This window comes from Anatilimnocola floriformis (assembly GCF_024256385.1).
In the GTDB taxonomy this organism is placed as follows: Bacteria; Planctomycetota; Planctomycetia; order Pirellulales; family Pirellulaceae; genus Anatilimnocola; species Anatilimnocola floriformis.
This window is the reverse complement of the sequence record NZ_JAMLFW010000001.1, coordinates 425500-448165: the sequence shown is the minus strand read 5'-3', so window position 1 is coordinate 448165 and position 22666 is coordinate 425500. Positions and strand designations below refer to the sequence as shown.

Below are 22666 nucleotides of genomic sequence, written 5' to 3'. Positions count from 1 at the left end.
TGGCGAAGTGAATCCTAGCTTCCAACTAACCGGGCATTGTCATCCGTGGGGGTCGGAATGGCCAATAGCAGTTTGAAGTGGAACCGCGTGAGCAAAACGAAAGCTTGGCGGGCGTCGTCTTAATGGGCGTGAGCCACGCTATCACTTATTCTGGTCGATCCCATGCAAAAACTCCTAGCCTGTGTTTGTCTTTGCACGCTATCACTTCCCGCTTTCGCCGAAGAGGAAAAACCGGAAGCCAATCCGTTGCTGGAGCTGAAGATTGCGATTCCGATTCACCACAACCACCGCTCGCTGAATACGTCCGGCCCCATGCATGTGCTGGTGAAGAATGTCTCCGATGCGCCGCTGCGACTATGGACCGACAAATATTCGTGGGGCTATCGCAACCTGTCGTTTGAGCTCGTCGGCGACGATGGCAGCGTGACGAAAATCAGCAAAAAGCCTCGCGAGTGGTCGAAGAACTTTCCCGATTGGCTCGAACTGAAGCCCGGCGACACCTATGTACTGAGCGTCGATCTGCTCGACAAAACCGTTTGGGAAAACGCCGTTGCGGCCACACCTGGCAAATCGCCGACGCAGGTAAAGCTGCGGGCTGTCTATCAAATCAACCCCGACGAGCAAGCCACGAAAAACGCGGTGTGGACCGGGAAGTTGCAAACGGCGGTGGATACGTACGCGATTTGGTGAGAGGCTCGCGACCGCTCGGCCTTGTGCCGGCGGGGCGATCACGTTGTAGCTCGCCAGTGATCGCTCCACTGGGGTAAGCCCAGATGGTCGCGGTGGCGTGGGCAATTCTTTTTTGCCGGAATGCGTCAGACCTAAGATGTCCAGCGCTCGGTGTTCAATGGTTGCGGTAAGTTCTCGATCTTTGGCAATTCATCTTTGACCGCTGAGGCGGTTCACTTTTTGGCAAGGCGCCGGCGGCACGACAACGCCCACGGCCCGGTTGCGGGCGAAAGCTGGGAGCAAACCGTTGTGGACTAGCGGCGAAAGTGTTGTATTTACCCGCCTAAGTGTTGTGAAAAACAGGGCTCGAAACGCTCGTTTTCTGTCTCAACCAATTATACCGAACAGACTTACGGCCGATCCAAAAAGCTCGAACAACTGTTGTACAAATCGACTTGTCCTGATGGATGTTGTTAGACGTCGGCTGGCAATCGTCCACAAGGCAGGTGCGGATTAGTTCGCCAGCAAAGATCTGCTGGCCCGCCACGAATTGCTAAAAGCGGTAGGGGTGCGAGCCCTGCCATTCCGGCAGCCGAACCGCAATTGACCAAATTCGCCCCTCTCAATAAACTTTTGGGGCTGTGCAAGTTGCGCCAATCTGAATGACCGGAACCGCACTTGGGCAAAGCGTTTGCACTACCGTCTGAAAGTATCGCCAGGGCTGGCAGGATGTCACCCTGCGCTAGCTGTGTTCGTTTTAACCGAGCGCAGCAACGCACGCAGTCACTACTCTGCGTGCTCGCAGCAATAACTCGCACAACTGATGTGATGTATGGACTTACTTGAGCGTACTTGGGAATCGTTTGGCCAGTTTTTTGGCGGCCTGCTCTCGGGGTTCGAGCGCGGGGTGACGTCCCTGTTCGGCACATCAAACGCCCGCCTCGTTCGCAAGATGGCCGGCAAGGTGGAGTCGATCAACGAGCTCGAGCCGCGGTATCAAGCTTTGAGCGATGCCGAGCTCAAGGAACAAACGAGCAAGTTCCGCGCGCGCCTCAAGGCCGGCGAGTCGCTCGACGACATTCTGGTCGAAGCATTTGCCGTGTGCCGCGAAGGTGGCCGGCGGTTCCTCGGTCTGCGTCATTACGACGTGCAAATGATCGGTGGCATGGTGCTGCACAGCGGCGCCATCGGCGAAATGGTGACCGGTGAAGGTAAGACGCTGGTCGCCACATTGCCCGCCTACCTCAACGCCATCGAAGGTAAGGGCGTGCACGTCATCACGGTGAACGATTACCTCGCCCGCCGCGATATGGAATGGATGGCCCCGCTGTACATGGGCCTGGGTCTGACGGTCGGTGCCATTCAAAGTGATATGGATGTCGACGATCGGCAGAAAGCCTATGACTGCGACATCACCTACGGCACGAACAACGAATTCGGCTTCGACTATCTGCGCGACAACATGCGTCCCGCCTCGCGCGGTGACGATCGCTATCCAAAATCGCTGCAGCAATCGCAGGGCCGATTGAACTTCGCCATCATCGACGAAGTCGACAACATTCTCGTCGACGAAGCTCGTACGCCGCTCATCATCAGCGGTCCGGCTTTCGACAACGTGGCCAAGTATGCCGAAGCCAATCGCATCGCGCTGCAGCTGAAGAAGGAAACGCACTTCACGGTCAACGAGAAGGACCACACGGTCAACTTGACCGACGACGGCGTGCGTGAAGCCGAACGGCTCGCCGGCGTCGAGAGTTTCTACACCGCGGGGAACATGGAATGGCCCCACTTGATGGACAACGCGCTGAAGGCCAACTACCTGTATCAGCGCGACGTGCGTTACGTGGTGAAGGACGGCAAGGTCATCATCGTCGATGAATTCACCGGCCGCTTGATGGATGGCCGTCAATGGAGCGATGGTTTGCATCAAGCCGTCGAAGCCAAAGAAGGGGTAAAGATCAAGGAAGAAACGCAGACGCTGGCCACCATCACGCTGCAGAACTTCTTCAAGCTCTACAACAAGCTCTGCGGCATGACCGGTACGGCCATGACCGAAGCGGGCGAATTCTGGAAGATCTACAAGCTCGACGTCATCGCGATTCCCACGAACCGCGGTCTGCAGCGGATCGAGTTCCCCGATGCGATCTATCGCACCGAGAAGGAAAAGTTCATCGCCGTCGCTGACGATATCGAACGGGTTCACAAGTACGACACCGTCGTGCTCAAGAGCGGCGAAGAGCTGGTCGGTTTGATCCTCAAGGAAACCGACGACAACGTTCAATATCAGCCGAAGGAAACGCGCGAGACCGAAACGATCGAACGTTCGAAGATCGATCACCTGGAATATCGCGGCCGCCCCGTGCTGATCGGCACGGTCTCGATCGAGAAGAGCGAACGAATCGCCGCGATGCTCGAGAAGCGCGGCGTGAAGCACGAAGTGCTCAACGCTAAGCATCACAAGCGCGAAGCCGACATCGTCGCGCAGGCCGGCCGCATGGGCGCGGTGACCATCGCCACCAACATGGCCGGCCGCGGTACCGACATCATTCTCGGCGGCAATCCCGAAACGATGGCTTGGGCTCAGCTGCAAGATCGCTACGCCACGCGTCTCGATGTGCCGCATGCCGAGTGGGATGCGCTCGTCCGTGAGATCGATGAACGCGAACAGATGAAGGCCGAGGGCGTGAAAGTCAAGGAACTCGGCGGCTTGTATGTCGTGGGCACCGAACGCCACGAAGCCCGCCGTATCGATCTTCAGCTTCGCGGCCGTTGCGGTCGTCAAGGCGATCCCGGCAGCAGCCGCTTCTTCCTCTCGCTCGAAGACGACTTGATGCGGATCTTCGCCGGCGCTTGGGTTACGCAAGTGCTCGATTGGTTGGGGATGAAGGAAGGCGAACGGATCGAACATCCGATGGTCAGCCGCCGCATCTCGGCTGTGCAGAAGAAGATGGAAGAGCGGAACTTCGAAACCCGCAAAAACCTGCTCGACTACGACGAAGTGATGGACGAGCAACGGAAGCGGATCTACCGCTTCCGCCAGAACATTCTCGATGGCGAGAATTGCCGCAACCTGATCTTGGAAATGGTTCGCAAGCAGGTGAACCAAAACGTCGAGACGTTCCTCAAGCGTGATTACGGCCCGAGCGTCTTCGCCGCTTTCGCCGGTACCCGCCTGGCCGCTCAATTCGAAGCTCGCGATTTCCTCGGTTCGGATTACAGCGCTGCCGAAGACTTCGCAATCAAGGAAGCCTGCCGCGCCGCCGAGACGCACATTCAAGACGGCCTCGATGAAAATCTGCCGGAGGGAACCGACGAGGAAGAATGGAATTGGGAAGCCATGGCCAAGATGGCGAACACTCGTTGGGGCCTAAACTTCAACGACAAGCACCTGAAGAAGGTCGGCCGCGATCACATTGCTGAGCACCTGATCGAACATTCGCATCAGGAAATCAAGAAGGTCGATCTCTCCGAAGGGAAGCCGTTCCTCGAAGACGACTTTGGTTATCGCACGGTCATCGCTTGGGCTCGCAGCAAGTTTGGCCTCGATCTGAACTACGACGAGATCAAAAATCTCGACACCAACGCGGTCAAGAAGTACGTCACCGACCAGGCCATCGCGCTCTACGACCGCAAGGAAGCAGAGTATCCGATCATGGCGGGCATTTACTCTGCCGGCGGTGGCGAACGCGGCGCGCTCGATCGCGAACAACTGGTCCGCTGGGCCAGCGAACGCTTTTCGACGCCGATCGATATCGAAGATCTGCGTAACAAGACGCAGCCCGAAATGCTGCAGTTCATGTTGCCGATGAGCCAACGCGTTCAGCAACAAGCCGAGAAGGCCACGCAAGAAGTTCGCACTCGCGTTGCCGAGATTTTCAACTCGAACAACGGCGACGCCAGCGGCAAGGTCGAGAAGCTCGCGCAGTGGGCACAAACCGAGCTCCGCTCGAAGCTGACTGCCGAAGAACTCGGCGACATGGATGCCGAAGAACTCGAACACAAGCTGCTGATCGATGTCGAAGATCGTTACCGTCTGGAAATTCGCCGGATGGAACGCTCGGTGCTGCTGCAAGTTGTCGACACGATGTGGAAGGACCATCTCTTGATGATGGATCGCCTCCGCAGCTCGGTCGGCCTGATGGGTTATGCCCAGGTCGATCCGAAGGTCGAGTACAAGCGCGAAGGCATGAAGATGTTCGAGCAGATGTGGGTCTCGCTCGACGACCGCGTGACGGAACTCGTCTTCAAGGTGGAACAGCTGAACGAAGATTTCGTCCGCAGCACATTTCCCGAAGATCAAATGGTTTCGCGTCACGACTCGGTGACCGGCGCCGATGACTCGCTCAACGAATCGATGCAGCAAACCAGCCAAGGTGGTCAGGGCGACAACAAGCCGGAGCCGATCCGTAACCGCGGCGCACGCGTCGGTCGCAACGATCCGTGTCCTTGCGGCAGCGGCAAGAAGTACAAGAACTGCCACATGCGCATGGGCGGCGGAGCCACCGTGTAGGGCGTCGGCTCCGCGTACTTAAAACGTAACCCTACTAAACAGATCCACTCCCTCTCCTCGTGTACTCACGGGGAGAGGGCCGGGGTGAGGGGCCGAGGCGGAGAGAATGCTCCCTTTGCAATTCGGCCCCTCACCCTAACCCTCTCCCCGGAGTACCGAGGAGAGGGGACAAAACAAAACATCGCCGCGAAAGGATTCGCGCATGCCATACCTACTCAACATCGTCTACCTGCTGCTGATCCTCGCAGCCTCGCCGTATCTTCTTTACAGCCGACTTCGCCACGGCAAATATCGCGATGGTTGGCGGCAAAAGTTCTGGGGCGATGTTCCTCGTCGTCGCAACCGCAAGGTTCCCTGTCTCTGGCTGCATGCGGTCAGCGTCGGCGAAGTGAATTTGCTGCAGCCGCTCATCGCGCGCTGGGAGCAGGCTCATCCCGATTGGGAAATTGTCATCAGCACGACGACGCAAACGGGTTTCGCCCTCGCGCAAAAACGCTATGCGCCGCGGACGGTCTTCTATGCCCCGCTCGATTTCACTTGGTCGACGGCCACCGCGATGACCATCATCAAGCCGACGCTGCTGGTGATGGCCGAGCTTGAGCTGTGGCCGAATTGGATCGCTGCCGCGCATCAGAATGGCGCTCAGGTCGCCGTGATCAACGGCCGACTGAGCTCAAAGAGTTTTCAGGGCTACAGTCGCATCGCCCGCTGGATTCGCAGCACGCTCGAGTCGCTCGACCTGGTCCTCGTGCAGAACCCCGAATACGCCCAGCGGTTCATTGCCCTCGGCGCGAATGAGAAGCGGGTGCATGTCACCGGCTCGATCAAATTCGACGGTGCGCAAACGGACCGCAATAACGGAACGACGAAGCGACTCGCTACTCTCGCCGGCATTGAGAAGAGCGACGTTGTGCTGCTCGTCGGCAGCACACAAGCGCCCGAAGAGCAACTCGCCATCGAGACATTTCAGCAGTTGTCGCCGCACCATCCCAATTTGCGGCTCCTCATCACGCCGCGGCATCCCGAGCGCTTTGATGAAGTTGCCAAGCTGCTCGATCGCAGCGGCCTGCCGTGGGAGCGTCGCTCTCGCCTCGAAACGGCGAACCACAATCCTGCCGCCCGTGTCCTGTTGATCGACGTCGTTGGTGAGCTCGGCGCCTGGTGGGGAACTTCGACTATCGCCTATGTCGGCGGCAGCCTTAGTCGTCGCGGCGGCCAGAACATGATCGAACCGGCTGCGTATGGCAGCGCAGTTTGCTTTGGGCCGAACACTTGGAATTTCAAAGACGTGGTGCAACTTCTGCTGCACAGCAACGCAGCCCACGTCGTGAAGAACGGGGCGGAACTGCAAGCCTTTGTGGAACGCTGTCTGAGCGAACCGCAGTTTGCTTATGACCTCGGCAAGCGAGCTCAGGAGCTCGTTGTTGCCCAACAAGGGGCTGCCGATCGGACGATGGTGTTCCTTCAGGGACTCGCTGCTAGTTCCCTGACGCGAACGATTCCCACTCCAGCTGCCGTGAAGCAACAGCGGAAACAGCCGCGACGGCAAGCGGGTTAGTTTCCTCGTTGCCGCAGCGCTTCGTAGAAGATCACACCAGCCGTAACGCTGACGTTGAGGCTATCAACCTTGCCTTGCATCGGCAGGCGGATGGCTTGCACATCGCTGGTGTGCCACTCGCGCGTCAATCCTTCGGCTTCGCTACCGAGGACGATGGCGCACGGAACTCGGTAATCGACGGCAGCATAGTCGACAGCGCCGTCGACGCGGGCCGCGAAAACTTTCAGCTGCTGCTGCTTCACGAAGTTCAACGTCTCAGCACGATTGGCGGCAGCAACAGGCACGGTGAAGATTGCGCCGAGGCTGGCGCGAATGGCGTTGGGGTTATAGAGATCGGTCCGCCCGGCGCAGACGATCAGCCCACTCACTCCTGCAGCATCGGCGGTGCGCAGGATCGCGCCGAGATTGCCGGGTTTTTCCAAGCCTTCGACGATTGCTATCAGCGGCGGAGTTGATCGCTTTGCCAGTACCGCGGCGAAAGCAGTAAGGCTTGAATCGGGAACCTTGGCGGTCGCGACGATCCCTTCGTGACGTTCTCCAAAGGCGAGCTTCTGCATCACCAGCGCAGAAACATCCAGCACGTCAGCGCCGCAGTTTCTCGCGTTGCGGACGAGTTTCTTTTCATCCTCCGGCGACAGCACATCCGCTTCGATGAAGAGTTCCGTCAACTGCACGCCGGCAGCGAGAGCCCGTTCGATTTCTCGCCGTCCATCAAGGATGATTCGCCGTTGATCGTCGCGGCCGTGGCGGTCGCGCAGCTTGATGGCTTGCTTGATGCGGGGGTTTTGCAGGCTGGAGATGGGTGGGAGCATGGAAAAGTTGCTGTAGCTGAATCCGCCAGAATTCAGAGAGCTTCGAGTGAGCGAACATCTGAATTCTGGCGAATTCAGCTACTTCGGATTCGGCAAGTTTCGCCTTTGCACATCGGCACATTCTGCGCTTTGCCGATTGCTAGCGAGTTGATTGGAAGGTCGTAATTGTATTGCAAAGAGCTCGCGCAAAGTTCTGCGGCGTTTCATTTTAGTTCCGCTAGCAACAGCTCGCGAAATGCATTCTGCCGCATCTGGCATGGAGCTTGCCTTAGAGGGCCAACTGCCGTGGCGAGCACTTTGGTCGCTGCGGTCTTTTCCAAACACTTGTCGGTCGCTCTTCAGCATGTTCTACGGACTCTATACCGCCGCCGCCGGAGCCAATGCTCTCAGCCAGAAGGTTGAGATCATCAGCAACAATCTGGCCAACGTGGATACGGTCGGGTTCAAGCGTGAGCTGGCTCTGCTCGAATCGCGCGACAGCGAAGCGATTGAGCGGGGCATGGAAATGCGTGGCTCGCGCGGCCGCAACGATATCGGTGGCGGTGTAGAACTGGCTTCGACGGCGACGGAGTTTCGCCTGGGAACGTTCAAGCCGACCGGCGTGCCGACGGACATGGCCATCGAGATGCCGCAGCTGTTCTTCATGGTTCAGCGCGGCGATCAGCAGCTGCTCACCCGGGCCGGCAACTTCCAAACCAATCACGAAGGCCAACTGCAAACCGCCGATGGCGATCCGGTTCTCAGCAGCGATGGCGCGACGATTCAACTCGACGCTCGCCTGCCCTGGGAACTGCTCAGTGGCGGCCGCATTCGCCAGGCCGGCGATGTTCGCGAGATCGGTTTGCGTCGGCCGCAGAACGTCGCCGATTTGCAAAAGGTCGGCCAGAACTACTTTCAAAACACGACCGATCGCTGGGATCCCGTTCAGCCCGAAGATCGCCGCGTGCGTAGCGGCTTTACGGAAGTTTCGGGTGTGAACTCGCTGCAAGAGATGACCGAGCTCATCACCGCTTCGCGAGCCTACGAAACGAACATCCGCTTGATGCAGACTCACGATCAGATCACGGCTTCGCTTATTTCGCGAATGCTCAAAGTCTAACGAACAACATTCACTCGACTTGTCAGGGACGACAACATGAGCGTGCAAACCTTATACACCGCCGCCACGGGCATGGAGGCGATGCAAACCAAGCTCGACGTCATCGCCAATAACTTGGCGAACGTGAACACGACCGGCTTCAAGAAGGGCCGGGCCAACACCGAAGACTTGTTCTATCGCCACTACAAGTTTCCCGGTGCCCAAGACTCGCAGCAGAACCCGACCGCGACCGGCACATCGGTGGGTCTCGGTACGAAGATCCAGAGCATTCAAACTAAGTTTGCTCAGGGCGCCTTTCAAGACACCGGCAGCCCACTCGATGTCGCCATCGAAGGCCAAGGCTTCTTCCAAGTGCAGGACCCGTTCACCGGCCAATCGGTTTACACGCGGGCCGGCAACTTCTCGATCAACGCCAACAATCAGCTGGTCATCGGCAGCGCCGCGACCGGCCGCTTGCTCGTGCCGAACATCACTTTGCCAGTTGATACCACGGCTGTCTCGATCACCGCCGATGGTCGCGTGCTGGCTCAGCAAGCCGGTCAACAACAACTCGCCCAGCAAGGTCAGCTCGAACTCGCTTCGTTCCCGAACCCGGAAGGTTTGCTCAAGCTGGGCGAAAATCTGTACTCGATCACCGATTCTTCGGGACAAGCTCTGCCGAGCACGCCTGGTCTGCAAGGCCTCGGCGTGTTGCGTCAGGGATTCTTGGAAGCCTCGAACGTCGAACCGGTGTCGGAACTGATCGATCTGATCACGACGCAACGGTCGTTCGAACTCAACAGCCAGGCCATTCAAGCCGGTGACCAGATTCTGCAACTCATCTCGAACCTGCGTCGCTAATGTTGTTTCGCTCTGCGAAAGAACACGTCTTCGAACACTGAAACGAACCATGAAACGTCACATTTCCCAAACTTGCCTTTACACGCTGCTGCTGCTCGCCAGCCAGGCGGCTGCCGATGCGGCGGACATTCAATTCCGCAGCGAAGCGGTCGTGGCTCGTGGCATTGTGCGCCTTGGGGATGTTGCCGAAGTCACTACGAGCGATGCCACCGAAGCTCGGTTGCTCGAAGGGATTGCATTGGTTCCGGCTCCTTCGCCGGATGTGCCGAAGTTGCTCAAGCGACAAGAAGTGCAACAGCTGCTGCAACTGAGCGGCGTGTCGCTTCGCGAACATCGCTTCAGCGGCTCGGAAGTCACGCAGATTCGCATCGGCACGGCGACCGTCGCCCAGAAGCCGATTCAAGAAGTGGTTGCCATTCAAATCGTGCCGGTCTCGCCGAAGAAGTCCAAGGCAACGGAAGTTGCTGCGACTGCCGAAGGCCGTGTTGGTCAGGCGATTGTCGCTCATCTGCAAGGCGTTTCGGAAATTCCCGCCGAGTGGCAAGCCGAAGTGGCCATGTCGCCCCGCGTGGTGCAAGCCCTCGCCGATCAACCGATTGTGCGGGTCGAAGGCGGTGTGTCGCCGTGGCTGGGCCGCCAACAGTTCATGCTGCTCGTCGGCAATGAAGCGGCTCCAATTCGCTTGCCCGTCGAAGCCGAAGTTTCCGGCACGGCCCGCGCGGTGACCGTCATTCGCACCATCGAACGAGGCAACTCGATCGCCGAGAGCGACTTGCAATTGCAAACCGTTTCGCTGCAACGGGGCGTAGCCATCATGATCGATCCGCAACAGGTTGTTGGTCGCGAAACAGCCCGCACGCTCAACGCCGGCCAACTGGTGACCAGCGACATGATTCGCACGGTCCGCCTGGTGAAGCGTGGCGAAGAAATCCAAGTCTTCTCGATCGCCGCTGGCCTGCAGATCAGCGAACCGGGTAAAGCCCTCACCGACGGCAGCGACGGCGACACGATTCAAGTCGAGTTTGTCGATCGCCGCAAAATGTCGGTCCGCGTCACCGGCCTGCGTCGTGGCGAAGTCTACGCCATGCAAACCAGCCGGTCGCAAGTGCAAGCTGCTTCTGCCACGTCGCCCCTCAATCGCCGCTAACGCAGGAATCAAGCCATGAAACATTCGATTCGCCATTCCTGCCTGCCGCTCGTCGTGGTGTTCACCATGGCTGCGACGATTGCTGCCCAACAGCCGAATCCTTTTCCCCAACCACAGCAGCAACAATCGAATCCCTTTCCGCAGCCGCAACAACAGCAGTCGAATCCCTTCCCGCAACCGCAGCAGCCCGAAGTGATCGATGGCCCGAGCTCGAGCCTCTATGCTGCTCGCAAAGCCATGCAATCGGCATCGATGAACCAACGTCAGCCAGGCGCCCCGATGCTGGGAAGCAGCTGGTACGAAACACCGATCCCGCCGCCGAAGGAAGTTCGCAAAGGGGATCTCATTAAGATCCGCGTCGACCTTGGTTCGAAGCTGTCATCGGATGGCCAGATTCAACGCCGCAAGGCTTCGCAGTGGGATGCACTGCTCAATGACTGGGTGTTGCTCAATGGTCTTCGCAATGTGAAGCCCGATCCGCAAGCCGATGGCGATCAGCGGATTCGCGGCACTCACACGCAGTTGTACCGGGCGACCGGTGAGCTCGATACGACCGAATCGATCAAGTTCAACATCACTGCCACCGTCGCCGACATCCTGCCGAATGGCAACGTGGTGCTCGAAGCTCACTGGAAGATCAACAGCAACGATGAACAGTGGGTTCGCTCGCTGAGCGGCATTGTGGCTCGTGAAAACATCGGCCCCGGCAACCTGGTGCTGGGCGAAGATGTCGCCGATCTGCACATCGGCAAGCAGGAAATCGGCCACGTCCGCGATGCTTACAAACGCGGCTGGGTCACTCGCCTGCTCGATGTCTTCAGCCCGTTTTAAACGCAGTTTTATTCGCCGCCTTTTTGACCTTGGCTTCATCATGAAAAACATCCTTCTCACCACCGCTTGCCTGCTGGGCCTCTTCGCCAGCACCGCCCGCGCCGAGATCAAGCTCAGCGATGTCTGCCGCATCAAGGGTCAGGAAGAGAACACGCTGCACGGCATGGGCCTGGTGGTGGGTTTGAAAGGGACCGGCGATGGCGACTCGAAGACCACCATGCGGGCCCTCGCTCGCTACATGGAACTGATGGGTCATCGCATCGGCAACGACCCCAAGGGTCAAACGATGCTGGACGAACTGAAGGGCGTGAAGAACGTCGCGATGGTTTTTCTCACCGTCACGGTTCCCGCCGGCGGCGCTCAGCAAGGCGACTTGCTCGACTGCAAAGTCAGCGCGATGAGCGCCAAGAGCCTCGAAGGTGGCTACCTGATGCTTACCGAACTCCATGGTCCCGTACCGGGTGACTCGACCGTGTATGGTCTGGCCAAGGGTCAGATCTCGATCGACGACATCGTCCGCTCGCAAACCGGCACGATTTCGGGCGGTTGCCAGGTCGAAAAGAAGTTCCAGAACGAGTTCGTCAAGGACGGCAAGCTGTTGCTGGTGATGAACAAGGATCACGCCACGTTCCAAATGACTAACCTGGTCGAACAAAACATCAATCGCGAACGCGATTTCTCGCTCGGCAGCAGCAACGAGGGTGTTGCCCGAGCCATCGATCAGGTGCGTGTGCAAGTCACCATTCCTCCGACCTATGCCGACAACCCGGCGTTGTTCGCCTCGGTGCTCATGGAAACTCGCGTCGGTCGGCCGCAGACCGATACGACCGTGATCATCAACGAACGGAAGCTCGCCGTCATCGTCGGAGCTGACGTCGAAATCGGGCCGGTTGCCGTCATGCACAAGAATCGCCTGATTCAAGTCGGCGGCGAACAAGTGAATCAATTTGTCGAAGTGAATCCTTCGGCTGATACGCAAAAGCCGAAGCTGGCCGCTCTGGTCGACGCTCTCAATACGCTCAAGGTTCCCGCCGAAGACGTGATCGACATCGTCAAGATGCTGAAGCACAAACGGGCCCTGTATGGCGAACTAATCATCGAATAGTCGCCGTCGCTCCTCGCTCGCTCAATCAACGCTCCGCTCAACCGAAGTCTTCCATCATGCAAATCAACGCCGCCAACCTGACGATGCCCACACGCGATCCTGCCGCGGGCGCGCCGTTGAAGTCGCAAGCCAAGCACTCGCCCGGCGAGACGAAGAAGGCCTTCACCGACTTTGTGGGACAAACGATGTTCGGTCAAACTCTGGCTTCGATGCGGAAGACGGTCGAAAAGCCGGCCTACTTTCACGGCGGTCGCGCCGAAGAAGTTTTCCAAGGGCAGCTCGATCAGATCCTGTCAGAGAAGCTGACCGATGCTTCGGCCGAGTCCTTCGCCGGGCCCATGTACGACATGTTCATGCTGCAACGCTCGTAATTGATTGAAGATCGCCCGAGGGGCTCCCCCTCAACTCAGCACAATAACTCTCTCTCGATAAATCGATTCCTATGACGACCACTCTTGCCACTTCCGCCTCTGCTTCAACTTCGGTTGTCGTGCCGGCAGTGAATCCACCGGCCAAGATCGATTGGGAACAAGCGATCACGCAGTTGCTCGCCGAGCTCAGCGGCACACAGGAAGAGCTATTTGAAGTGCTCGCCGAAAAGCGGGCCCGCCTGGCGAGCGTCGATGTCTCCGGCATGGGCGAATTGCAAACACGCGAACAATCTCTGCTCGAACGTCTGCAGGTTTGCCACGCTCGGCGCGAAGAATTGCTCGCTGCCGCCCAGCGCGAAGGGCTGCCAGGGGACAGCATGACGTCGCTAGCGAACCGCACCGTGCCCGCCACGAAGGGCTCGAGCGGCGAGAAGCTGCGCAAGGAACTGGCGACTACAGCGAGTCGCATGCGTCTGTTGCAAACCCAAAGCCTGACAAATTGGGTTGTGGCCCAGCGTTCGCTGCTGCATGTGTCGCAATTGCTAGAGATTATCGCTACCGGAGGCCGTTTACAGCCGACGTATGGAGTAGGAGAAGGAGGGCTGCACGCCCGCGGTGGACTGGTCGACCACGACGCATAATTCGACGACGAAAGAAAACAACTTAGCGCACTCGCTGCAACAACAAGGCTCGGCGTACTCGCTGCGAAGATTTTGGCATGACACTTTTCAGCTCGATGCAGATCGCGAACAACGCGCTCATTGCAGCCCAACTCGGGCTGCAGGTGACGAGCAACAACGTATCCAATGCCAACACGCCTGGGTACATCCGCCAGAAACTGGTCCTCACGCCCGGACCGACGCAGCGCTACGGCGGCCTGCTCTTGGGTCTCGGTGTCACGGCTTCGGCTGTGGTGCAGCAAACCGATCGCTTTCTCGAAGAGCGAGTCCGCAATGCTTCGAGCGACCTGGCCAACAGCCAAGCGCAAGACAACACTTACGTGCAGCTCGAATCGCTGATCGGCGAATTGAGCGACACCGACCTGAGCACGTCGCTCAGTAATTTCTTCAACAGCGTCAACGACATTCTCAATCAGCCCGATAGCGCGAGCGTGCGCAATCTCGCCGTGCTGCAAGGCAAAACGCTGACCGAAGACATTAGTCGACTCGATAAGCGCGTCCGGCAAATTCGCAGCGACGTGAACGATCAAATCGGCGCGTCGGCCGATCAGATCAATGGACTGCTAAGCAAAGTTGCGAATCTCAATCTGCAAATCTCCATCGCCGAAGGTGGCAACACCATTGCCAGCGATGCCGTGGGGCTCCGCGATCAACGCTCGGCTGCCCTCAGCGATCTGGCCGGGCTCATCGATATTCAAGCTGTCGAGCAGGAAACCGGTGATGTCTCGGTTTTCTCCGGTGGCGATTACCTGGTGTTTCAGGGGACTTATCGCGAAGTCAAAACGGTCACTAATCCGCAGGGGGATCTCAACGCCAAAGAAATCCGTCTGGCCGCGACCGATTCACCGATCTCGACCACCAGCGGCAAAGTCGCCGGACTGATTGCCTCGCGCGATACGATTCTCTCGGGCTTTCTCACGCAGCTCGATACCTTTACTAAGAACTTGATGTACGAGTTCAACAAGCTGCACGCGAGCGGCCAAGGGTTGGTGGGCCTGAGCAACGTGACGGGCGAATTTGCCGTCGATAGCACCACCGCTGCCTTGGACCACGCCGGCCTGACCTTCACACCGGTGAATGGTTCGTTCGACGTGCAGGTACGAAACCAGCAGACCGGCCTGACAACCACCACGCAAATCAAAGTCGATCTGAACGGCCTCGATAAGGACATGTCGCTCGACGACCTGGCCACGGCGCTGAACAACATCGACGGTATCTCGGCCGTAGTGACACCCAATCGTAAGTTGCAGATCAACGGCGATTCGTCACTCGTGACCTTCGGCTTTGCCAACGACACCAGCGGCGTGTTGGCTGCGCTGGGCGTGAATACGTTCTTCAGCGGCACCGGCTCTTCGAGCATTGGCGTCAATCAGTTGATCTCGAGCGACCCGGCCAAGTTCGCAGCGAGTGCCGGCGGCATTGGCGAAGACACCGCGACCGCCGTGAAGCTGGCCAATCTGCTCGATACGCCGATTCCCGGCCTCGGTGGATCGAAGCTCAGCGTGCAATACGACAAAATGATCGGCGAAGTGACGCAAGGCGCCGCAGTAACGAAGAGTGTCGCCGATGGTTTTGAGACGTTTCACAGTACGCTCGATAGTCAGCTGCTCGCCATCCAAGGTGTAAATATCGATGAAGAAGCGATTCGTATGATCGGCTATCAGCGAGCCTTTCAAGCGTCCGCCAAAGTGATTACCACGATCAACCAAATGCTCGATGTGCTAATGAATTTATAAGTAAAACCCTAGAACGTCGCGCACGAGTACATTCGCTGATCTTCCAGCCCGCAACTGGAAACAGCTCAATTGCCGTACTCCCTCGCTTACGCTCCGGGCTTTCTAAGATCGACCCATGCCCGCCATCTATCCCATTCCGACCAACCGCGTGAGCAGCCTGCTGGTTCAGCAACGGCTCCTTTCGCAATTGCAGTCCGATCAGGTTTCGATCTTGCAGTTGCAGCAGCAGATCGCCACCGGGCGGCGCATTGGCGTTCCTAGCGAAGACGCTCCCGCCGCCCAGCGGGCGATTAGTTTGCAGCGGTTGCTCGAACAAAAGAAGCAAGCTCGCACCAATCTCAGCACCAGCCAGTCTTATCTCTCGGCGACTGATACCGCGGTTCAGGGTGTGAGCAATACGCTCAATTCAATTCGCTCGACCGTACTCGGTGTAACCGATACCGTGAGCAGCGATGAACAACGCCAAGCCGCGATTGAAGAAGTCTCGCGCGCGATCGAGCAATTGGCCAATGTTGGCAACCAGGTTTTTCGCGGGCGGTACTTGTTCGCTGGAGCCCGCACCACTGAAAAACCATTCGTGCAGAACGGCAGTCAGATCTCGTACAACGGCAATGAAGCGTCGTTGCAGAGCTACTCCGATGTCGATTTGCTATTCAACACCAACTTGCCCGGCAGCCAGATTTTCGGCGGCTATTCGTCCGCGGTGCAGGGGACGGTCGATCTGAATCCAACCGCGACCCGCAGTACGCTGCTGTCGGATTTGCACGGCGGCGCGGGAATCACGAAAGGGAGCATCGCGGTCTCCGACGGCAACACGACGCGGATCATCGATCTCTCGAAGGCAGAAACGCTGGGTGACGTTGCCGATTTGATCAACGCCAATCCGCCAGCCGGGCGAACCGTGACCGCCCGCGTGTCGAATAATGGCTTGGTGCTGGATCTGGATGATGCTGGCGGCGGCAACCTGAGCGTGCGCGAAGTAGGTGGTGGCACCACAGCGGCCGAACTGGGAATTTTCAACACGCTGGGCGTCGGTACTTCTCCACTCGTTGGCAACGACATCAACCCCAAGCTGCGGCAAACTACGAGCCTGGCCGATTTGTTCGGCACGCGGGGCCGGACCGTGCTGGAGTCGCCGGGGCAGAACAACGACATCGTCATCGAAGCCCGTCAGCGCGGCACGGCCGGCAACGGCGTCACGGTACAATATGTTGACGATTCGTTCGTCGACGCCACGCCCGGAATCTTGGCCGGCCAGGAATACGCAACGTATTCCGCCACCGCCACTCCCGCCCAAGCGGGCCTTTCGTTCAACGGCTTTGGTAATAATCTGGTTTTGACCGGCGCATCGGCGGGTACATCGCTGAATAACGTGCGCATCGAAGTGGTCGACGCCGGCGCGCTAGGATCGGCAGCAACGGCCAGTTACAACTCGAGCACCAAGACGCTGACCATCGGCATCGATACCGCCGGCGGCACGGAAATCCAGAACGTGATCGCCGCCATCAATGGCGAAGGAACCTTTACGGCTGCGCACGATACATCGAACGCCACCGACGGCGCTTACAACCCAACCAGCACAATTCCGATCGGCGATGCGGGCCTAGTGACGGGCAATACTGGGAATACCGGTGGCAACGCGAACACCATCTTCGTGCACGTGCAGCGCGACGCGACGACGGCCAAGCAAGTCCTCACCGCGCTGCAGGGGAACGCCACGATCAACGCGATGTTTGCGACTTCGCTCGAAGCGCAAGACTCCAGCGGGGCCGGCGCTGCGGGCAGCGGCGCGATCAATCTCAATTCACAAGCCACCACCAGCGGTGGCAGCGGCATCGAGCCCGATCTGACCTCGGGTCTGCAGATCATCAACGGCAACGCCACGCACAATATTTCCTTTGCCGGGGCACAGACAATTCAGGATGTGCTGAATACCCTCAACGGTTCTGATGCTGGCGTGCTTGCTGAAATCAACGCGACGGGCGACGGCATTGTGATTCGTTCGCGCGTGGCCGGCTACGATTTTTCCATCGGCGAAAACGGCGGCAACACGGCGGCACAATTTGGTGTTCGCTCATTGACCGGTACCACGCAGCTGGCCGATTTGAATCACGGCTTGGGCGTAGAGAACGGCGACGGCACCGATTTCACGATCGTCCGCAACGACGGCACGGCGCTCGACATTGATGTCGCCAGCGCACACACCGTGCAGGACGTGATCAACCTAATCAACAACCACCCTTCCAATCAGTTGCCCGGCAATGTGGTGACCGCGCGATTGGCCACCAACGGCAACGGCATCGAACTTTACGATGCGACTGCGGGGAGTGATTCGCTGCATGTGCTCGCGGCGCCGAACAGCAACGTGGCTTATCAACTGGGCTTCGTTGCTCTCGGTGCGACAAGCTCGGCGCCGGCAACGGTGGGAGTGGGCGGACAAACAACTCTCACGGGCCGTGACGTAAATCCTTCGGAAGTCTCCAGCGTGTTCAACTCGCTGTTGCGAATTCAAGACGCCCTGAAGAACAACGACGTCAATAAGCTCGAGCGTGCGATGAATCTGCTCGACGACGACATGGATCGTATCCTCTTCGCCCGTTCCGAGCTTGGCGCGCGTTCGCAAGGACTCGATACCTTGAACGCCCGCCTCGAAGACGAAGACGTCGAGCTGAAGGCAGCTGTGTCTGGTGAAATCGAAACCGATTTCACTTCTGCCGTTTCTTCGCTTGCGGCTCGGCAGGCCAGTTTGCAGGCCTCGCTGCAGCTCACAGCGCAGGCATTTCAGCTATCGCTGCTCAATTATCTGTAGTCGTCGCTGGGCCGAATCTACAAATGGCCCCTGGCTGAACTCGACCAGATCGTCGACAATTGGACAGTTGTTCGAATCGATTGCTGGCGGGGTCGATCCATGGCTGGATATCATTTTCATCCCCTCGTCGAACGCTGGTTTGGCGACCGCTTCGGCACACCGACACCGCCGCAGGCGAACGGTTGGCCGCACATCGCAGCGGGCACGCACACGCTGATCGCTGCGCCGACCGGCTCGGGCAAAACGCTCGCGGCGTTTCTGGTTTGTCTCGATCGCCTCTTCCGCCGTTGGTTGGCTGGCGACCTGCCGGAGGGGATCGATGTCGTTTATATCTCGCCGTTGAAAGCGCTCAGCAACGACATTCAGCGCAACCTGCAAGTGCCGCTGGCGGAGATCCAAGAGCTCGCCATTGCGCAGGGGCTCGGCCCGTGGCCGGTGCGGGTGGCAGTGCGAACCGGCGATACGCCCGCTGCTCAGCGTCAAGCGATGCTCCGCACACCACCGCACATTCTGGTGACCACGCCAGAGTCGCTCTACTTATTGCTCACTTCGCCCAAGAGTCGCGATTTGCTGCGCACGGTGAGCACCGTCATCGTCGACGAAATTCATGCCCTGGCTCGCGACAAGCGCGGCTCGCATCTGTCGCTGTCGCTCGAACGACTCACTGCCATCTGCGAAGTACCGCCGACACGCATCGGCCTATCGGCCACACAAAAGCCGCTCGATCAAATCGGTCAGTTCCTCGTCGGCGGCCATGCGGTAGGTAGCCAACCGGCGAATACTCCCGTCATTATCGACGGCGGGCACGTGCGGAATCTCGATCTCGCGCTCGAAGTTCCGCCGAGTGAACTGCAAGCCGTTTGTTCTGGCGAACAATGGGGTGAAGTCTACGATCGCCTCGTGCAGCTCGTACAGTCGCATCGCAGCACGCTCATTTTCGTCAATACGCGCCGCATGGCCGAACGCGTCGCGCACAGCTTGACGCAACTCCTCGGCGAAGAAGCGATCGCCAGTCATCACGGCAGCCTGGCGAAGGAACTCCGTCTCGATGCCGAACAAAAACTCAAAGCCGGGGAGCTGAAAGCGATCGTTGCCACGGCGTCGCTCGAAATGGGCATCGACATCGGCTATATCGATCTTGTATGCCAACTCGGTTCGCCGCGAAGCATCGCCACCTTCCTGCAACGCGTCGGCCGGTCGGGTCACTCTATCGGCGCGACTCCCAAGGGGCGATTGTTTCCGCTCACGCGCGACGAATTGCTCGAATCGCTCGCTCTCGTCCGCGCGGTTCGCACTGGTCAGCTCGATCAAATCGAAATCCCGCAGCAGCCACTCGATATTCTCGCGCAGCAGATTGTCGCGACGGTTGCTTGCGACGAATGGGAAGAGGAGCCGCTCTTCAATCTCTGCCGCGGCGCTTGGCCGTATCGCAATCTGCCGCGGGCCGAATTCGATGCCATCATCAAGATGCTTTCCGATGGCCTGAAGCCGGGGAGCAAAGCCGGCGCGTATCTGCATCGCGATCAGATCAACGGCAAACTGAAAGCGCGGCGTCATGCCCGCATCGCCGCAATCACTTGCGGCGGCGCAATTCCCGAACTGGGCGAATACAAGGTCATCGTCGAAGGGGAGCGCAAGCAAGTCGGCACGGTCGACGAAGACTTTGCCATCGACAGCACGGTCGGCAACATCTTTCTCCTCGGCAACACCAGCTGGCGAATTGTCGATATCACCCGCGACGAAGTGATCGTCGCCGACGCTCACGGAGCGCCGCCGAATATTCCCTTCTGGTTCGGCGAAGCGCCAGGCCGAACGGTCGAGCTCTCGCAAGAGTTGTCGCACCTGCGGCGTGAACTTGCGAGCAATCTGGTCGAAGAAGCATGGGAGCCCGATGAAGAAGGCGTCGCCGGGCCTGGCAAACTCGTCGCGCCGCAAAATCGCGATCTCATGACCTGGCTGATGGATCAGTGTGGCGCTTGTGCGTGGGCTGCGGAACAAGGGATTCGTTACGTCGCCGCGCAGCGAGCCGCGCTCGGTGTGGTACCGACGTGCAATGAGGTGGTCTTCGAACGCTTCTTCGACGAATCGGGCGGCATGCAGCTGATCATTCACGCGCCGCTCGGTGCACGAATCAACCGCGCCTGGGGCCTCGCCATGCGGAAGCGGTTCTGCCGCAGTTTCGATTTCGAACTGCAAGCCGCAGCCGACGACAACGGCGTGCTCCTCTCGATCGGGCCGCAGCACAGCTTTGCCATCGAGAGTCTGTTCGGCATGTTGCACGCGGGGAATGCTCAGGAGCTGCTCGAGCAAGCCGTGTTTGCCGTGCCGATGTTCGGCATTCGGTGGCGGTGGAATGCGACGCGAGCCCTCGCCGTGCTCCGCAACTCCGGCGGCAAACGAGTGCCGCCGTTCCTGCAAAAGTTTCGCGCCGAAGATCTCCTCGCGGCGACATTTCCGGAAACGGTCGGTTGTCTCGAGAATCACCACGGCGACATCGAGATGCCCGACCATCCGCTCGTCCGCCAGACGATGTACGACTGCCTGCACGAAGCCATGGACCTGCCGCGGTGGATCGACGCGCTGAAGGAAGTGAAGGCCGGGACGATCAAGTTCACGCCGGTCGACACTCGCGAGCCCTCGCCGTTTGCTCACCAGCTGCTCAATGCTCGGCCTTACGCGTTTTTGGACGACGCGCCGCTCGAAGAGCGCCGCACTCGAGCCGTGACGACTCGCCGAGGCCTGGCCATCGAGCAGATGCGTGATCTGGCGAAGCTCGATCCAACGGCCATTACGCAAGTCACCGAAGAAGCTTGGCCGTTTGCCCGTGATCCGGATGAAGTGCACGACATTCTGCTGAACATGGTCGTGCTGCGCGAGGACGAAGTCGGGCCGTGGCAATCGTGGCTCAAGCAGCTATCGGCAGCCGGTCGTGCTTGCGTCGGCAGCTGGGCCGATGGCAGTAAATTTTGGTTTGCGACAGAACGCTGGCCGCTGATTCGCGCTGCGTATCCCACGGCGACGGTTTCGCCCACGCCGCAATTGCCCACAGCGCTCGATGTCACCGTGGAAGGAAGCGACGGCCGAGTGGAAGTCGTTCGCGGGCGCATCGCGTGCAGCGGCCCAATCACTTCAACAGCGCTCGCGGAGAAGTTGCACTTTGAACCATCGCAAGTGTTCCCTTGCCTCGAAGCCATCGAAGGTCAAGGTTCGGTGATGCGCGGCCGGTTCAGCGAACTTGCCTTCAGTTCGAAAGATCCTGCCACGCTCGAGTGGTGCGATCGTCGGCTCCTCGCGCGGATTCATCGCCTCACGCTCGATGGTTTGCGGCGGCGGATTCAGCCAGTCGCTGCCGAAGTGTTTGTCGACTATCTGACGCGGTTGCATGGGCTGACGCCGGACTCTCAGCGACAAGGTGAAGCGGGCATCCGGCAGGCGGTCACGCAGTTGCAGGGCTTTGAACTCGCGGCGGGCATTTGGGAAGACAAGGTTCTTTCGGCCCGCGTGAGCGATTGGGATCCGAGCGGCCTCGATCATCTGTTTTTATGCGGAGAACTTTGCTGGGGCCGCTTTCAACCGCCGCGGCGGAGCGAGGACGAGGGCGCGATCAGCGGCATGACCCGCGTGATGCCCATTTCGCTGGCCCTGCGCGAGGATCTCGCCTGGCTGTTGCCACCCGACCGCGCGCCGAATGAAGGCCACCTCGGCAGCAAGGCTCGCGATGTGCTCGCTGCCCTGCGAAATCGCGGCGCGCTGTTTCAAAATGATCTGAAAGCGCTCACCGGCTTGCTGCCGACAGAGCTCGACGACGCCTTAAGAGAATGTGCCGCCGCGGGTTTCGTTTCGGCGGATACGTTTGGCGCGGTGCGGGCGATTGTCGGCAAGAGCGAGGCCGCCAAGCGAAAAACGTCTGCATTCATGCGAGCACGCACGCGCGGCATGACGATTCCGGTCCGTCCAGGAGCGACAGGCCGCTGGTCACAATTTCCAGCGGTCGTGGAAAACGTCGAACGAGAAGCGCGACTCGAAAAGTGGTGCCGGCTGCTGCTAGCCCGCTATGGCGTGGTGTTTCGCGATCTGCTGACGCGCGAAGTGAGCGCGCCGGCGTGGTGGGAACTCGTACGCGTGCTCCGGCGGTTGGAACTTCGCGGCGAAATCCGCGGCGGGCGATTCATCGCCGGCATTGGTGAGCAATACGCACTCGAGTCAGCCGTCACGCGATTGCGCGAGCTGCGCGATGCACCCGACGACGAGCAGTGGTCGCTGATCAGTGCGGTTGACCCGCTGAATCTCTGCGGCCACATCACGGCGGGCCCCAAGGTCCCAGCGATGCACAAGAACTGTCTGATTCTGCAGCGAGGCCGCTGCGTTGCCGCCAAGATCTCTGGCCGAATCGAGTTCTTCATCGAAGTCCCAGCCTTGCAACAACTCACGATGCGCCGCAGCCTGCAATTAGGCCACAAAGTACAGGATGCAAAGATCGCTGCGCTGGCGAAGTGAAT

At 59.1% G+C, this 22666-nt stretch carries 14 protein-coding genes; 13 read left to right on the top strand and 1 reads right to left on the bottom strand.

All coding sequences use genetic code 11. The annotated features are described in order from the left end of the window. Positions 1–162 precede the first annotated feature (162 nt). The 3 genes from M9Q49_RS01770 to M9Q49_RS01760 all read left to right on the top strand — a co-directional run bounded on the left by M9Q49_RS01770 (position 163) and on the right by M9Q49_RS01760 (position 6737). Positions 163–690, top strand: coding sequence for a hypothetical protein (locus tag M9Q49_RS01770; RefSeq protein WP_254506928.1), 528 nt, complete (start codon positions 163–165; stop codon positions 688–690). An 811-nt stretch (positions 691–1501) separates the two neighbouring features. Further along, complete coding sequence (gene secA / locus M9Q49_RS01765; protein WP_254506927.1) at positions 1502–5179, top strand: preprotein translocase subunit SecA; 3678 nt, start codon at positions 1502–1504, stop codon at positions 5177–5179. A gap of 202 nt (positions 5180–5381) precedes the next feature. Further along, complete coding sequence (locus M9Q49_RS01760; protein ID WP_254506926.1) at positions 5382–6737, top strand: 3-deoxy-D-manno-octulosonic acid transferase; 1356 nt, start codon at positions 5382–5384, stop codon at positions 6735–6737. On the opposite strand, the gene M9Q49_RS01755 is transcribed toward M9Q49_RS01760, so the two are convergent. Beyond that, positions 6734–7549, bottom strand: coding sequence for a TrmH family RNA methyltransferase (locus M9Q49_RS01755; protein WP_254506925.1), 816 nt, complete (start codon positions 7547–7549; stop codon positions 6734–6736). The two genes, M9Q49_RS01760 and M9Q49_RS01755, sit on opposite strands and share 4 nt — an antisense overlap. A gap of 343 nt (positions 7550–7892) precedes the next feature. On the opposite strand from M9Q49_RS01755, the gene M9Q49_RS01750 reads away from it, so the two are divergent. The 10 genes from M9Q49_RS01750 to M9Q49_RS01705 all read left to right on the top strand — a co-directional run bounded on the left by M9Q49_RS01750 (position 7893) and on the right by M9Q49_RS01705 (position 22664). Then, complete coding sequence (locus tag M9Q49_RS01750) at positions 7893–8648, top strand: flagellar hook-basal body protein (protein ID WP_254506924.1); 756 nt, start codon at positions 7893–7895, stop codon at positions 8646–8648. A gap of 36 nt (positions 8649–8684) precedes the next feature. Then, on the top strand, positions 8685–9488 hold the full coding sequence (gene flgG, locus M9Q49_RS01745; protein WP_254506923.1) for a flagellar basal-body rod protein FlgG: 804 nt from the start codon (positions 8685–8687) through the stop codon (positions 9486–9488). A 49-nt stretch (positions 9489–9537) separates the two neighbouring features. Continuing rightward, positions 9538–10635: a flagellar basal body P-ring formation chaperone FlgA gene (gene flgA, locus M9Q49_RS01740; protein ID WP_254506922.1), complete on the top strand. Its 1098-nt coding sequence runs from the start codon at positions 9538–9540 to the stop codon at positions 10633–10635. A gap of 15 nt (positions 10636–10650) precedes the next feature. After that, positions 10651–11466: a flagellar basal body L-ring protein FlgH gene (locus M9Q49_RS01735; RefSeq protein WP_254506921.1), complete on the top strand. Its 816-nt coding sequence runs from the start codon at positions 10651–10653 to the stop codon at positions 11464–11466. A gap of 40 nt (positions 11467–11506) precedes the next feature. After that, positions 11507–12571: a flagellar basal body P-ring protein FlgI gene (locus M9Q49_RS01730; protein ID WP_254506920.1), complete on the top strand. Its 1065-nt coding sequence runs from the start codon at positions 11507–11509 to the stop codon at positions 12569–12571. Positions 12572–12627: 56 nt separating this feature from the next. Next, positions 12628–12942 carry a rod-binding protein gene (locus M9Q49_RS01725; protein ID WP_254506919.1) on the top strand — a complete coding sequence of 105 codons (315 nt, stop codon included), beginning with the start codon at positions 12628–12630 and terminating at the stop codon, positions 12940–12942. 71 nt (positions 12943–13013) lie between these two features. Then, a complete protein-coding gene (locus M9Q49_RS01720; protein ID WP_254506918.1) occupies positions 13014–13583 on the top strand; it encodes a flagellar protein FlgN in 570 nt (189 codons plus the stop codon). Positions 13584–13660: 77 nt separating this feature from the next. Beyond that, positions 13661–15358, top strand: coding sequence for a flagellar hook-associated protein FlgK (gene flgK / locus M9Q49_RS01715; protein WP_254506917.1), 1698 nt, complete (start codon positions 13661–13663; stop codon positions 15356–15358). 115 nt (positions 15359–15473) lie between these two features. Further along, positions 15474–18167, top strand: coding sequence for a flagellar hook-associated protein FlgL (gene flgL / locus M9Q49_RS01710; protein WP_254506916.1), 2694 nt, complete (start codon positions 15474–15476; stop codon positions 18165–18167). A 99-nt stretch (positions 18168–18266) separates the two neighbouring features. After that, positions 18267–22664: a DEAD/DEAH box helicase gene (locus M9Q49_RS01705; protein WP_254506915.1), complete on the top strand. Its 4398-nt coding sequence runs from the start codon at positions 18267–18269 to the stop codon at positions 22662–22664. The last annotated feature ends 2 nt before the right edge of the window (positions 22665–22666 follow it).

Bases quoted from the DNA above. Each gene is read 5' to 3' on its own strand.
- M9Q49_RS01770 (WP_254506928.1), top strand. From the start codon at position 163: ATGCAAAAACTCCTAGCCTGTGTTTGTCTTTGCACGCTATCACTTCCC.
- secA (WP_254506927.1), top strand. From the start codon at position 1,502: ATGGACTTACTTGAGCGTACTTGGGAATCGTTTGGCCAGTTTTTTGGC.
- M9Q49_RS01760 (WP_254506926.1), top strand. From the start codon at position 5,382: ATGCCATACCTACTCAACATCGTCTACCTGCTGCTGATCCTCGCAGCC.
- M9Q49_RS01755 (WP_254506925.1), bottom strand. From the start codon at position 7,549: ATGCTCCCACCCATCTCCAGCCTGCAAAACCCCCGCATCAAGCAAGCC.
- M9Q49_RS01750 (WP_254506924.1), top strand. From the start codon at position 7,893: ATGTTCTACGGACTCTATACCGCCGCCGCCGGAGCCAATGCTCTCAGC.
- flgG (WP_254506923.1), top strand. From the start codon at position 8,685: ATGAGCGTGCAAACCTTATACACCGCCGCCACGGGCATGGAGGCGATG.
- flgA (WP_254506922.1), top strand. From the start codon at position 9,538: ATGAAACGTCACATTTCCCAAACTTGCCTTTACACGCTGCTGCTGCTC.
- M9Q49_RS01735 (WP_254506921.1), top strand. From the start codon at position 10,651: ATGAAACATTCGATTCGCCATTCCTGCCTGCCGCTCGTCGTGGTGTTC.
- M9Q49_RS01730 (WP_254506920.1), top strand. From the start codon at position 11,507: ATGAAAAACATCCTTCTCACCACCGCTTGCCTGCTGGGCCTCTTCGCC.
- M9Q49_RS01725 (WP_254506919.1), top strand. From the start codon at position 12,628: ATGCAAATCAACGCCGCCAACCTGACGATGCCCACACGCGATCCTGCC.
- M9Q49_RS01720 (WP_254506918.1), top strand. From the start codon at position 13,014: ATGACGACCACTCTTGCCACTTCCGCCTCTGCTTCAACTTCGGTTGTC.
- flgK (WP_254506917.1), top strand. From the start codon at position 13,661: ATGACACTTTTCAGCTCGATGCAGATCGCGAACAACGCGCTCATTGCA.
- flgL (WP_254506916.1), top strand. From the start codon at position 15,474: ATGCCCGCCATCTATCCCATTCCGACCAACCGCGTGAGCAGCCTGCTG.
- M9Q49_RS01705 (WP_254506915.1), top strand. From the start codon at position 18,267: ATGGCTGGATATCATTTTCATCCCCTCGTCGAACGCTGGTTTGGCGAC.